We start from the raw sequence: 13228 nt of genomic DNA on the forward strand, positions 1-13228 counted from the left end.
AGGGTGGAAAGGGCGCCCCCACGCGGCGCCCTTGGCGGTGTGGGCGGACAGAGCTACGAGGTGAGCGTGTCCAGGAGTTGGGGGCCGTTGTTGCGGACGTTGTTGACGGCGGTGGAGACCGGGCGGGCGTCCAGGTGGCCGCCGGCCGGCTGGCCGAGCAGGGCCCGTAGTTCGTCGGCGTCCTGGTGGGTGGGGTCGAGCCAGGCGTCGTAGTGCTCGGGGGTGAGGGCGAGCGGCATGCGGGGGTGCACGCGGCCGGCCGCGTCGGTGGCCTCGGTCGTGATGATGGTGCAGGTCAGCAGCCAGGCGGCCGGGTCGTCGTCCTGCTGGACGGCCGGGTCGCGCCAGTACTCGTACAGCCCGGCCAGGGCCATCACCTGATCGTTTTTCGGATGGATGAAGTACGGCTGCTTGCGCGCCTTGCCGGTGGCGGGGTCCTTGATCTGCTCCCACTCGTAGAAGCCGTCGGCGGGCAGGAGGCAGCGGTGCCGGGTGAACGCCCGGCGATACGCGGGCTTTTCGTGCACGGTCTCCACCCGCGCGTTGATCATCCGGGCGCCGATCTTGATGTCCTTCGCCCACGACGGAACCAGGCCCCAGCGCAGGGGCCGCAGTTCCCGCTCCGTCGGCGCACTGTCGTCCTGGTCGCGTGGTGCCCGTTCGAGGACGGCCCAGACGTCGTCGGTCGGGGCGACGTTCCAGTTCGGCGCGAGCGTCTCCTTGGCAGGTACGTCGGGCACGTGGAAGAGCGGGGCCAACTCCTGGGGGCTGCGAGTGGATACGTATCGACCGCACATACCCCCACTCTCGCACCGACCTGGTGCCGCGCCACCCCATGGGCGCGGTGTCGTGTCAGGTTGCGGTTGCCCGAGGCGCGTCCTCGACCTGTCCCCGCCGACGACGGCGCACACCACTGGATCACTCGCCCCGCACGCCGAGGTCGTGCCGGTCGAGCGCAACCGGTCGAGGGCACTTGGCGGCTGCTGAAGCGGCAGGGCTGGAGCCGGCAGCAGCCCGCCCGGCGGGCGATCGAGCGAGATGACGACGCGGTCGAGGTCCGGAAGAAGGAGACCTGGCCGCGGGTGAGAGCACCGCGGCGGAGCGCGGGGCCTGGATCGTCTTCAAGGACGAGGCCGGGCAGTCGATGACTTTGCCGCGCGCGTACCCGGGGCCGGACCGGCGAGACCCGGGTCGTGCGGGTGAGGGACCGTGGTTCCGGACGGGTGTCGCTGGCGGGCATGGCCTGCTACAAGCCGGGCGAGTGGTCTCGACTGATCTACGCGATCCGCGAGTACCGGGGCCGCGAGGACGAGCCGAAGGGCTTCGGCCGGCGTGGCTTCCGCAACCTGATCGTCAATCTCCCGGTCGGACGGCAGTGCCGTCATCACCCGCGGACATCAGCGACGTCCCTCGCTTCCTCGCCACATTCATCAGCCATGGAGGGTGAGGACTTCTCCGGCGAGGATCGTGCTGTCGAGGCGCAGGAGGGCGCTGATGTCGGACAGCGGGTCTCCGTCGACGACGATGAGGTCGGCGTCGTACCCCATACGGACGTGGCCCTTGCGGTCGCTCAGGCCGCATGCGTCCGCCGCGGTCGACGTGGCGCTCGCGAGCGCGTCGGCCGGCGCCATGCCGCCGGCCACCAGATCGGAGATGGCGCGGGGCAGGATGCCGTGCGGCTTGCCAGGGTTGATGCCTCCGTCGGTGCCCGAGATGATCGTGACTCCGGCGCGGTGTGCATGGGCCACTTGCCGGGCGCGGCTTTCCAGATCCATGCCGGCCTTGAGCAGACGTTCAAGGAGATGCGGGGGCGGTACGGCATCCGGCGCCCGCCCGATCGTCGGGCAGACCACGATGCCCTGCGCGGCCAGTGCCGCGATCGCGTCGTCGGGCACGTACACGCTGTCGGCGGTCAGGAAGGTGCAGTGCTCGATCCCGTCGACGCCGGCCGCGATCGCGTCGCGGATGGAAACCAGCGCGTGTGCGTGGGCGGTGACCGGAAGTCCGACGGTATGCGCCTCGGCGACCACGGCCGCGAGCTCCTCGGCGGTGAACTGTCCCTGGTCCACCGCGGTTCCGGGAGTCGTCATGCCCCCGCTTGCCATGATCTTCACGATGTCGACCCCGCGCTCCGCCCGCTCACGGACCGAGGCTCGTAGTTCGTCCACCCCGGAGACCTCGCCGCCCATGGTGGAGCAGTGTCCTCCCCTGCTGGTGATCGGCGGCCCGGAGGCGAGGACTGTGGGCAGTCCCGCGTGGGGACGGGCGCGCCAGTCGACGACGGACCACGCCTTGTCGCCGAGGTCGCGGACGGTGGTGACGCCGGTTGCCAGGTGGACCCGCAGCGACTGCTCGATCGTGCGCGACAGGTCGTCCGGGGAGAACCCGGCCAGCCTTTCGAGCGCCCCCGGCCCCGAGTCACCGACCAGATGAACGTGCGCGTCGATGAGGCCGGGCAGCAGTGTCCCGCCGGGGCGGTCGAGGACTTCACAGCCCGACGGGATGTCGTGCGCCAAGGACTCGACCCCGACGATCCGGTCGCCGTCCACGAAGACGACTCCCCCGTCCCGCCTGAGGGCACGGCCGTCAAAGATCCGTCCGACCCGGAGAGCCAGCATGGTGATCCTCCCACCGCCCACCAACCTCGGCACTCCGCCGCCGCACGGAGTACTTCGATGCTTCCATCATCAGGACGCAAGGAGCGCTCACAGCACGCGATAACAGCAAAGAGCGTTTCGTCAGGCGAGGAGAGTGGGTGGCGCATTCGGCGTCGACCTCCTCGGCCCGTCGCCGGCACCCTCCCCACGGACGGCAACGCACACGCGTAGGCGCTTCCGCAGCCGTGCCCGCCGGCCGGGACCGATGGCGGCGCCGGCACCCGGCCCGGCAAGCGCCTTCGTGGACCGCGCCAAGGACGCCGCCGTAAGGTCGAGGGAGACAACCGACCATCCCCGGGCATCGGGATTCGGCAGTCACACGGAGCCCCGATGTCCGCATGGTCGGGTGTCCCCGGCCATGCCGGCCGTCTCGTCCATGGATTTGCCGACGTTTGCCACGAAAAGGCTGCGGCACTCGGTCACCGAGCCTGTCCTCTTCGAGGCAACCGCCATGAGACGCACCGGCCAGGCGCCTCGATGTCCAGCCCGCCGACCGGCAGAACCGAGGGCGATCGATGACGACGATCGGTGTCGAAGAGGAGTACCTGCTGGTCGACCCGGTCACGGGTCTACCGGTACCGATGGCGGACAAGGTGCGCGCCGCGGCCGGCCTGGGGCATCTCGTGGCCGACCAAGAGGTGCACTGCGAGCTGCTACAGGCGCAGGTGGAGGTGGCCACGCCGGTGTGCGCGACCCTCGAGGAGGTCGGTGGACACCTGTACCGGCTGCGGCACGCCATCGGATCGGCCGCGGAGGCGCACGGCTGCCGGATCGCGGCCTGCGCCACGCCACCGTTGCGCCATGGTCATCCCGTGGCCGTCACCGACCAGGCCCGTTACCGTGCCATGCTCGCCCAGGCGCCCCAGCTCGTCGCGGAGCAGCTGGTCAACGGCATGCACGTGCACGTCGGGGTCCCCAGCAGGGAGACCGGCCTGCGGATCATGAACCGGATCCGGGTGTGGTTGCCGACCCTCACCGCCCTGTCCGCGAACTCTCCGCTGTGGGACGGCCACGACACCGGCTTCGCCAGCTGGCGCACGGTGATCTTCAGCCGTTGGCCCGTCAGCGGAATGCCTCCGCATTTCGCCGACATCACCGACCATGACCGGCGCGTGCAGCGACTGCTCGACAGCGGTCTGATCTCGGACACCGGCCAGCTCTACTGGCAGGCCCGTCTTTCGGAGCGGTACCCCACCATCGAGGTGCGGTGCCTGGACGTGCAGCTGCGCGCAGACGACGCGGTGATGCTCACGGGCCTTGTCCGGGCCCTGGTGGAGACCGCGCTGGCGGAGACGACCGCCGGAGCTCCCACGCTCGACTGCGACCAGGAACTGCTGCAGGCGAGCATGTGGCATGCCGCCCGCCACGGACTGAGCAGCACCCTGGTCGACCCGAGTGGGCGACAACGCCGGGCCGGGGAGATGTTGTACGAGCTGCTGCGCCACATCGCTCCCGCGCTCGACGCCTCGGGTGACAGCCGGCAGGTGACGGGCTTGGTCCACCGGCTCCTCCAGGACGGCACCGGCGCGGACAGGCAACGCGCCGCCCTCCTCGACGGCGGACTGCCCGCGGTCACCGCCCTCGTGCTCGCCCAGAGCACCATGCCTTGAGCCATGCCCCTCCGCCCCGCGATGGGAAAGGCGAGCGGATGCCTAGCCTTCAGGAGGTCAGCTGCTTGGGTACGACGCCGGAGATGGCGATCTTGCGGGGCTTGGCGTGTGCGGCCAGCGGGATGCGCAGGGTGAGGACGCCGTTGTCGTAGGGCCGCCTCGGTGGCAGCCGTGTCCAGGACGTCGGACAGGGCCAGACGGCGAGTGAACCGGCCGGTGGGCCGCTCGGTGAGTACGGGCCGAGCATCGGCTGGGATCGGGGAGGGCCGCTCGGCGCTCAGCATCAGCGTGTGCTGCTGCGTGGTCAGCTCGATGGTGGAACGGTCCATGCCGGGCAGGTCGAACTGCAGGTAGAGGGCCTCGTCATCACGCCAGGCATCCGCCGGGATGACGCTGCCGGTCGAGTCGTCGGCATGCGCGAGCTGATGTAGGAGCCGGTCGAGATCACCCAGGGCGCCCGTACGCGCAAGCATGTCCACTTCTTCCCTCCCTCAAGGGCGGACCGAAGGCCAACGCGGTCCGTTGATCGAGTACCGCCTATCCATATACCTTGCCGGGCAAGTATCTGCCAAGCAGTGCCTTCATGAAGCTGACAGCGAGTGACTCAACTTCACGCCACGGCAGAACACGATAACTCCAGCGACGACGGCGCACCCGGGCTTCACGAACGGTACGGCATCTCGCGACCCAGCGGGAGCACAGCCTGCTTCGACGCCAGAAAACTTGAGTCCCACCTTGTCAAGTTTCGGGCGTGGTGGTACATCAGAAGGAGAGCGAAAGACGCGAGATGGACGTCAAGGAGGGTTGAACGATGCTGATGCGTACGGATCCCTTCCGTGAGCTTGACCGGCTCGTCGACAGGGTCTGGGGCACAGCCGCACACCCGGCGGGCATGCCGTTGGACGCCTGGCGTGAGGATGAGACGTTCTTCGTCGAGCTGGACCTGCCGGGCGTGGACCCGCAGTCCATCGACCTCGACGTCGAGCGCAACGTCCTGACGGTGCGGGCCGAACGCAAGCCGACGTACGGCGAGAACACGCACCCGGTGATCACGGAACGGCCCGCGGGGACCTTCAGCCGCCAGCTGTTCCTCGGTGAGACTCTCGACACCGAAAAGATCGAGGCTTCCTACGAGGGCCGGCGTGCTGAAGCTGCGGATCCCGGTCGCCGAGCAGGCCAAGCCCCGCAAGATCACCATCAGCGGCGGCAGCGACCACAAGCAACTGGGCGGCTGACGCCGTAGCGACACCACTAGCTCGGGGCCCCGGATACGTCAGCTCGGGGCCCCGAGGTACGAGTTCATGGGTGAGACGGGCGCTCTGGCTCCCCACCGTCCGGATCGTAGACCTTGGTGAAGGTGGCCCCGCACCGGCAGCGGGAGTGCTCGATCAGCTCTCCTTCAGCCGACACGCTCACCCCCTGACTGAGCCGCACATGCACATGAACACCCATGAGGAGCTGCCTTCCGGGACGTCGCCGATCCGGTCATGGTGGGGCGGGCCATTGGCTCCGGCAATGCCGCAGCTCACATCCACGGAGGTTGCTCGCGCATTCCGCCCTCGCCCCAGACTTGACAAGGAGAGGCTCAAGTTTTATCTCGGAAGGTGGCCCGACGCGGAGGAGGACTCGCAGCTCACGCGCCGCAAGGTGGTGGCGGGATACACCGCGAGTATCAGCCCACGCCGGTGTCCGGCCGGGCCTCCGCACCTCCATCGGAGCGCTAGAGGACGAAAGGTGGCGCCGACGTGGTTCTGCGACGGGAAGCGTTCCTCGACCAGGTGAAGGAACGCGGGGAGTACGAAACGGAGCAGGAGGCCCAGCGGGCGGCGCGCGTGGTCCTCGCCCTGCTGGGCGCACACCTGGTCGGCGAAGTGCGCGCCCAACTGGCGGCACGCCTGCCCGAAGACTTCGCCCTGATCCTGCTCAACCCCCTGCAGAGCGCCGAACCGCTGACACCGGAAAGGTTCGTGCGGGCGACGGCGGCATGGATCGAGGGCGCCACCGAGCAGACCGCGACGTGGGACGTAGGCGCCGTCCTCAGCACCGTCGCCGACGCCGCGGGCCCGGACCTGCTGGACCAGGTCCTGTTTCAGCTCCCCACGGGCTATGACCTGCTCTTCGGGCACCCCCAGCCCACCTGATCAAGCCCCGCAGCCGGTGCGCTCCCGCCCTGACACCACGTCGAGGGTCACGCGGCCGCCGCGGGCTGCCACGTCGCCTCGACCAGTGCTCGCTCGGTGCCGGACAGGTACACGGCCGCGCTCAGCCACGCGCGCGCGTAGGCGTCCGGATCGGCCTGCTGGGTTCGGCCGAACACGTCGCGGCTCCGCCGGTCCGCCTCCGCGGCGAGCGCGTCCGCCAGATCCGCGGCCGTGCGGAACCCGCTGCGCCGCAGTGCCGCCGCGCCCGAGGCCCGGTCACCGTTCCGTGCGGGCTCGGCGGCGGCCCGGCGGCCTCCGGACACCGCGACCTCGACGAGCCGGCGCAGCCGCCACAGGGGCGCCTCGGCCACCGGGTCCGGCGGCAACACGGCCGGACCCTCCACCGGCCCCAGCTCACCGGCCGGCGGGAAGTGCGCGCCTTCGAGCCGGTCGTAGCCCAGATCGGCGTGCCCCGCCCACTCGGGCGGCAGCAGCAGGGTCGCCGAGCCGTCCGGTACGGGGCCGACCGCGAGGGGCCGCAGTGTCGCGGCACGGTCGGGGTCGAGGCGCCCCACGACACGCAGTCGCAAGCCCGGGCGGGAGGCCAGCTTGCGGAAGTTGGCCGCATGGGCCAGCTCCGGGTGGCCGTTGGCGGTCACCAGCCGGATCAACAGGCCCTCGCCATCGGCTCCGTCGGGTGTCAGCTCCCGCGCGAGCAGGTGGTCCTCGGCCGCCCCCACGAGGACCACGTCACAGCCGATCAGTCCACCGGCCTCCGGTCCGGCTCGCTCGGGGTCGTCGCCCGCGGCGAGCCGGGCCGCGGCGGCCTGGGCGAGCGGGCGGGAGAAGAGACGGGCGAGGGCCCCCGACGTCCAGGACAGCCCCGCGACCGGGGTGGCCCGCACGCCCTTGCCCGCGCCGAGGCGGCCGTCCGGGGAGAGCGTCGCGCCGGAGATCAGCAGTCCGCCCCTGGAGAGTTGCGCGTGATCGAGGCTGCCGGAGCCGAGGGCGACGGTGGCCGTGGCGGCGCCGCGCGCCCGCGCCGGTCCGCCGGGCTTGACGTCGGACACGGAGAACCAGCGGCCGTCGTCGGCCAGGACATGGGTGACGACCCCGCCGTAGCCGGTGGCCGAGATCACCGGCTCCCGGCACACTCCGTGCACCTTCAGGCTTCCGCCGGGGCGATAGCTGCGCCGCGCGGTGCCGACCAGGGACGGGTCGGGATCGGACGCGGCGAGCAGTCCGCTGGTGAGCAGCAGCTCCCGCAGCGCGGCGACCAGGTCGGCCAGCCGGTGGCCGTCGTGGCGGGCGCGGGCTGCGCGCAGTGCGCGGACCACCCTCAGGGCGGCCGCCTCGGCCCGGTGCAGGCCGGCGAGCCGTGCCGTGTGCGCGGCCCGCAGCAACTCCGCCTGGGGGACGGCGCCCGCACCGGGTACGCCGGCGGCCAGCACCGCCGCCGCGGCGGCCCACAGCCCGGATGCGGCGGTGACCTGCGCCGTGGTCGGGGCGGCCGGCGAGGGGGCGGTCGTGTCGGTGCTCGTCGGTCCCGTCGGCGATGCGGCGGTCGCGTCGGTGCGGGGTGTGTCGGACTGCCCCGCGCCGGCGTCCGGTTCGGCCACCTCGGCGCCGCCCTGGGGCGGCTGGTCGGCAGGGTCGGCGACCGCGTCGCTGTCGGCCACCGGCGCGGCTCCGAGGACCGCCGTGCGGTGCAGGCACCGGGGTGCCAGCAGACAGCTGCACTCGGCCTGGGCGGCGTCCGTGATCGCCCCCGACGGTCCGGGGGTGAGGGTGACCTCGGCGTCCTCACCGCAGCGCACGCGCCGTACCGTGCCGTCGGTGGTGACGGGCAGCGTCAGGTACGTCTCGATCGTGGCGTCGAGCTTTTTGCGCAGCCGGGACGTCAGCTGTTCCACGGCGGCGGCCATCACGTCGGGTGCCACGGGGGGCAGTTCGGTGTTCATCGGTGTTCTCCGCGGAGGCGGTCGCCCACCCAGCGGGCCAGGGCGAGGGGACTGAGGGCGGCGACCGGCATGCCGGCGGCGACGAGTTGTTGGGCCACCGGCACCGAGTAGCGCGGGGTGCCGGTGTCGTCCAGGGCGGCGCAGCCCATCAGGTGCACCCCGGAGCTTGCGAGGGCGCGTACCTCGCCGAGGAGTCCGCCGAGCGGATAGCCCTCTTCGAAGTCGCTGACCACGACGACGAGGGTCCGGCTCGGGACGGTCACCAGCGAACGGGCCTGGGCCAGGCCGGCGGCGATGTGGGTACCGCCGCCGACCCTCACCTCCAGCAGCAGCGAGAGCGGGTCGTCGACGCGGTCGGTCAGGTCGATCACTTCGGTGGAGAACGCGAGGAAGTGGGTGCTGAGGGTGGGAACTCCGCCCAGGACGGCCGCGGTCAGCGCCGACCAGACGACGGACGCCTCCATCGATCCGGACACGTCGACGACCAGGATCAGCCGCCAGTCCGCCTCCTTGCGGGAACGGGTGCTGAACACCGGCCGCTCCGGTACGACGAGGGTGCGGCCGTCGTCGGTGCGGCGCGTGTGGGCGAGGTTGGCGCGCAGGGTGCGCGGCAGGTCGATCCTCCCTCCCGGACGGCGGGTGGGACGCGGGGTGGCCAGTCCGGTCAGTGCCGGGCGCAGCCGGGTGGCCAGTTCCTTGGCCAGTTCGTCGACCAGGCGGCGCACCAGCGGGCGCAGCTTGGCGAGTTGCTGCTCGGGCATCCCGCCGGCCAGGGAGAGCACGGAGGTCAGCAGGTCGACCGAGGGGCGTACGGCCTTGGGGTCGAGCTCGGCCAGGACATCGGTGCGGCCCAGGTCGGCGGCCCGGGCCAGGACCTCCTCGCGGACATCGGCGCCGAACAGCGCGTCGAGTTCTTCGGCCCACTCACGGGCGGTCGGGAAGGAGGCGTCCTGGCCGCCGCCCTGGTCGTTCTCCCGAGCGAGGTCCGACGCGCCCTCGCCGCGGCCGGTGCCGTACAGCTCGTCGAGCGCGTGGGCGAGACGACGGGCGTTGGGCGGCAGTTTCTCGCTCTCCCGGCCGAGCAGGAGGCGCCAGCGGTCGGCCGGTGTGAGGTGCGGGGCGGGGGCGGCCGCTGCCTGGGTGGGCTCGCCGCCTTCTGAGGGGAGGGTCGACGGGGTCGGTGCCTCGGCCGGTGCGGGTTCGGTGGTCGGAGGGGACGGCGGATGGCCCGGTGGGGTGCCAACGGCGCCGTTCGGAAGGGACGGCGGCGGGGCTGGCCGGGTGCTCGCGGTGCCGTCCAGGTCTGTTCCCAGCGGTGGGCGCAGCGCCGTCACCGCCGACCGGCCCGCCGCGTCGGCGGCCGTCCACAGGGCGAGCAGCCGCGGTGAGGCGGCGAGCGACAGGTCGAGGCGGTCGCCGAGGCGCTCGGTCACGGTGGACAGCAGCCGGTCGCGGCCGGCCGGGCTGAGGGTGTCGAAGCCTCCGCGCAGCGCGGGCAGCCGGTCGAGGAACGCCTGGTCGGTGAGCGTGTCGATGCGGTCGAGGAGGGGGTCCAGGGCGGTCGGCGCCGACTGGAGCAGGGGTGCGGCGCCGCTGAGCAGCCCCGTGAGCCGGCGGTTCATCGCGTGCCGGGCGTCCGGGCCGGTGGCGTTGTCGATCCAGCCTGCGGCTCGGTCGCCGAGGGTGGCGGCGTCGTCCAGGTCCAGCATGACCCGGGCGGCGAGCGCGGCTCCCTGCATGAGCGGGGAGGCGTGGCGTGCGAGGTCGTTCAGGGCGTCGTCCATGCGCAGGCCGAGGCGGTGTTCGCCGGCCCGTGAGGCCAGCGCCACGAGGGCGTCGGCGTCCTGCGGATCGTCGCTGCCCGCCAGGCCCGGCAGGGATCGTACGGCCGACTCCAGCAGCTCCGTGGCGAGTTCGGCGGCGCTCTGCCGGCTCTCGGGGGTGGTGCCGGGCAGATGGCCGCGCCGCAGGGCCTCCAACAGGTCCAGAGCGGCGAGGAGTTCGGGCAAGGTGGCGCAGGCGGGCAGGACGTCGGCGGCGTCGGCGAGCCGCTCGGACACCAGCGCGGGCAGGTCGCACCGGGCGGCGTCGCGCAGTCCCGCGAGGACCAGGGCGCTGGTGGGTCCGCCGTCCGCCGCTTCCCTGCGGAAGGTCTCGCGCAGGGTGCCTTCGGCGGCAAGCGCCGCGGTGACGCCACGCATACCGGCCAGGTCCAGCCGGACCGGCACCGCCGGTGTCCAGGCGAGCCGCCACCGGGTGGTCAGGGCGGCCGCGTCGCCGGTGCCCGCCACCTGGATCGGCTCGCCGTATCCGGTGCCGCACACCGCCAGGCGCTGCAGGAGGATCTCGCGTCGCCCGTCGAGCGCCGAGCGCAGCGGGTCCAGCCGCAGCTCGCGCGGTGCGGGGTCGTCCGGTCCGGGCAGCCGCAGCGCGGTCAGCTCGGCCTCGACGGACGGGCCGAGACCGGAGCGGGGCGTGCCGGGGGCGACCCGCCCGCGGTCGGTGCCGACCAGGACGGTCTCCAACGCGCGCGCCAGTGCCCGGCCGCGGCCGAGCGGCTCGCCCTGGCCCATCACCGTGGTGAGCGCTTCCAGCACCTCGCCGCGGCCCGGTGCCGCCAGTCCGCGCAGCCGGGCCAGGTCGCACGCCACGCGCAGGGTCTCGCGGGCCTCGCCGGTGCCGGCGACGTGTCCGGCCGCCCGCAGTTCGCGGCACACGCCGGTGATCGCCCGCGCGGCCGCGTCGTGCAGCCGCTCGGGGTCACCGCCCGCGGTGAACACCGCCTGCTGCCAGCGCGGATCGCGGATGCCCGCGGGATAGCCGGAGCGCGAGTCCAGCAGGTCGAAGGCGTACGGCACGAGGGAGGTGATCACGGCCGGGTGATCCCCGGAGGCAGACCCAGCGGGCTCCGCGGCCTGGCACGTGGTCAGCGCCGGGGCGTGGAAGGCGCCGACGACGGCCGCGACCCGGCGGCCGTCGGCCGAGGCGCGGGCGATCGCCGCGCGCATGTGGGCCTCACGCGCCAGATCGACCGCGGGCACGCCGCCCGCCGACTCGGCGTCGCGGCGCAGTGCCCAGCCGACGCCCAGCGCGGCCCGGCGGACCGCTTCGGGGGCGCAGCCCGGGGCGAGGACCTCCACACTGCGGTCCCACATGTCGTCGCCGTCACGCCCCGTCCCGGACGCGGTCAGCGCGGCTGCGAACGCGGTGGGCGCCTCGCCGGACGGGACGCGGCTCTCCTCCCCCGCGCCGGGGCCTTCGGCGCCCCACCGCGGATCGGACATCGGCAGGTCGCAGCAGACGACCTCGGCCCCGCGCTCGCGGGCCCAGCGGATCGCGGCGAGTTCGGGCGAGAAGTCGGCGAAGGGGTAGAAGCCGAGCCGGCCGCCCTCACCGGCCCCGGCCAGCGCGACCGGGGCGACGGTGCCCGGCGCGCCGAGATGGGGCAGCCACGACTGGAAGTCGGCGGGCAGCTCCACGCAGACGACCTCGGCGCCGGCGGCGTCCAGCAGGGCGGGCATCACGGCGGCGACCGCGGGGCTGTGGTGCCGTACGCCCAGCAGGTACGGGGCGGTGCAGTCGGCGAGGGCGGTCAGGGCCGCCCTCGGTTCCAGGGCGAGCGTCACCGCAGGTTCTCCCGCAGGTCCCACAGGCGGCGCCAGGTCGCCGAGCCGTCCTCGGCGCGCCGGCGCACGGGGCCGTCCCAGTAGCCGAGCAGGCGTGCGTGGTCGGCCGGGTCGTCCTTGCGGACCACACCCAGCAGATGGCCGGGCACCAGGTCGAGCGAGTCGCCGCCGGGGAGATAGGCGGCGGCCACCCCGAGGGAGACGGCGACCTGCACCGCCTCCGCGGTGGACATCACCGTGCCGGGGCGCTCCACGTCCCAGCCTTCGGCGGAGCGTCCGGCCCGCAGGTCGCGGAAGACGGTCACGAGGACGTCGAGGACGGCGTCGTCGACACCGAAGGCCGCGCCGGCCCGCGCGACGGCGGCCGTGGCCTGGCGCTTGACGAGTTCGGTCTCGGCCTCGACGTCCGCGATCGGGTGCACGGTCTCGAAGTTGAAGCGGCGCTTGAGGGCGGCCGACATCTCCGAGACCCCGCGGTCGCGGAGGTTGGCGGTGGCGATGACGGTGAAGCCGGGAGCGGCGGCGACCTGGGCGTCGTCGGTGCCGGACAGCTCCGGCACACTCATCCGCCGGTCCGACAGGATCGACACCAGGGCGTCCTGCACCTCGGGCAGGCAGCGGGTGATCTCCTCGACCCGGGCCACCTTCCCGGCGCGCATCGCTGCGAGCACCGGCGAGTCCACCAGGGCCTGCGGGGTGGGGCCCTGGGCGAGGAGCAGGGCGTAGTTCCAGCCGTAGCGCAGGGCGTCCTCGGTGGTGCCCGCGGTGCCCTGCACGGTGAGCGCGCTGGTGCCGCAGACGGCCGCAGACAGCAGTTCCGACAGCATCGACTTGGCGGTGCCCGGCTCGCCGACGAGCAGCAGTCCGCGCTCTCCGGCGAGGGTGACCACGCACCGCTCCACCAGGGCGCGTTCCCCGACGAACTTGGGGGCGATGACGAGTTCGTCCGGCAGCCCCTCGGGCGCGTCGGGCAGCTTGAGGGCGTCGCCGCCGCTGCCGCACACGAAGGTGATCACGGCGCGGGGTGTCAGCAGCCAGCCGGGCGGGCGGGGGCCGTCGTCGTGGGCGGCGAGGAAGGCGAGTTCGGTGGCGAAGCGCTCTTCGGCGGGCAGGGTCTGCCGGGCCGGAAGGGCCGTCACCGTGTCGGTCAGGGGCATGGAGGTCCTTGCTCGGTAGTTCGGTCGTCAGCGATTGGGTGGCACGGGTGGGGGGCCGCCCGTGAGCGGCACCCCC

General features: G+C 73.0%; 9 protein-coding genes and 3 pseudogenes. 5 read left to right on the forward strand and 7 right to left on the reverse strand.

Going from position 1 to position 13228, the window contains the following annotated elements; translation table 11 throughout:
• Positions 1-53: 53 nt before the first annotated feature.
• The gene (locus tag LN251_RS37135; protein WP_458248554.1) at positions 54-797 is read right to left on the reverse strand and encodes an SOS response-associated peptidase; all 744 of its coding nucleotides are present in this window, start codon (positions 795-797) and stop codon (positions 54-56) included.
• 165 nt (positions 798-962) lie between these two features.
• On the opposite strand from LN251_RS37135, the pseudogene LN251_RS37140 reads away from it, so the two are divergent.
• A pseudogene (locus LN251_RS37140) lies at positions 963-1367 on the forward strand (winged helix-turn-helix domain-containing protein); the annotation flags it as partial.
• Positions 1368-1430: 63 nt separating this feature from the next.
• On the opposite strand, the gene LN251_RS37145 reads toward LN251_RS37140, so the two are convergent.
• Positions 1431-2618 carry an amidohydrolase family protein gene (locus LN251_RS37145; protein WP_458248555.1) on the reverse strand — a complete coding sequence of 396 codons (1188 nt, stop codon included), beginning with the start codon at positions 2616-2618 and terminating at the stop codon, positions 1431-1433.
• A 554-nt stretch (positions 2619-3172) separates the two neighbouring features.
• Here LN251_RS37145 and LN251_RS37150 point away from each other — a divergent pair.
• Complete coding sequence (locus tag LN251_RS37150) at positions 3173-4267, forward strand: carboxylate-amine ligase (RefSeq protein ID WP_458248556.1); 1095 nt, start codon at positions 3173-3175, stop codon at positions 4265-4267.
• Positions 4268-4316: 49 nt separating this feature from the next.
• Here the strand turns inward: LN251_RS37150 and LN251_RS37155 are convergent, their stop codons facing one another.
• Both LN251_RS37155 and LN251_RS37160 read right to left on the reverse strand, forming a co-directional pair.
• Positions 4317-4514 carry a hypothetical protein gene (locus LN251_RS37155; protein WP_458248557.1) on the reverse strand — a complete coding sequence of 66 codons (198 nt, stop codon included), beginning with the start codon at positions 4512-4514 and terminating at the stop codon, positions 4317-4319.
• Positions 4477-4596, reverse strand: a pseudogene (locus LN251_RS37160) (Hsp20/alpha crystallin family protein); the annotation flags it as partial. The pseudogene LN251_RS37160 and the gene LN251_RS37155, both read right to left, overlap by 38 nt.
• Between LN251_RS37160 and LN251_RS37165 the strand changes: the two are divergent.
• The 3 genes and pseudogenes from LN251_RS37165 (at position 4558) to LN251_RS37175 (ending at position 6408) form a co-directional block, all read left to right on the forward strand.
• Complete coding sequence (locus tag LN251_RS37165; protein ID WP_458248558.1) at positions 4558-4698, forward strand: hypothetical protein; 141 nt, start codon at positions 4558-4560, stop codon at positions 4696-4698. The pseudogene LN251_RS37160 and the gene LN251_RS37165 sit on opposite strands and share 39 nt — an antisense overlap.
• Before the next feature lie 380 nt (positions 4699-5078).
• A pseudogene (locus tag LN251_RS37170) lies at positions 5079-5502 on the forward strand (Hsp20/alpha crystallin family protein).
• 510 nt (positions 5503-6012) lie between these two features.
• Positions 6013-6408, forward strand: coding sequence for a DUF2267 domain-containing protein (locus LN251_RS37175; protein ID WP_458248559.1), 396 nt, complete (start codon positions 6013-6015; stop codon positions 6406-6408).
• Between the two features lie 47 nt (positions 6409-6455).
• On the opposite strand, the gene LN251_RS37180 is transcribed toward LN251_RS37175, so the two are convergent.
• Genes LN251_RS37180 through LN251_RS37190 form a run of 3 tightly spaced genes read right to left on the reverse strand, consistent with a single transcriptional unit; the run spans position 6456 to position 13152 of the window.
• Positions 6456-8369, reverse strand: a complete 1914-nt coding sequence (locus tag LN251_RS37180; RefSeq protein WP_458248560.1) for a hypothetical protein — start codon at positions 8367-8369, stop codon at positions 6456-6458.
• Positions 8366-11995: a vWA domain-containing protein gene (locus LN251_RS37185; RefSeq protein WP_458248561.1), complete on the reverse strand. Its 3630-nt coding sequence runs from the start codon at positions 11993-11995 to the stop codon at positions 8366-8368. The genes LN251_RS37180 and LN251_RS37185 overlap by 4 nt, the downstream gene beginning before the upstream one ends.
• A complete protein-coding gene (locus LN251_RS37190; RefSeq protein ID WP_458248562.1) occupies positions 11992-13152 on the reverse strand; it encodes an ATP-binding protein in 1161 nt (386 codons plus the stop codon). The genes LN251_RS37185 and LN251_RS37190 overlap by 4 nt, the downstream gene beginning before the upstream one ends.
• Positions 13153-13228 lie beyond the last annotated feature (76 nt).

Source organism: Streptomyces sp. MAI_2237, assembly GCF_054189285.1.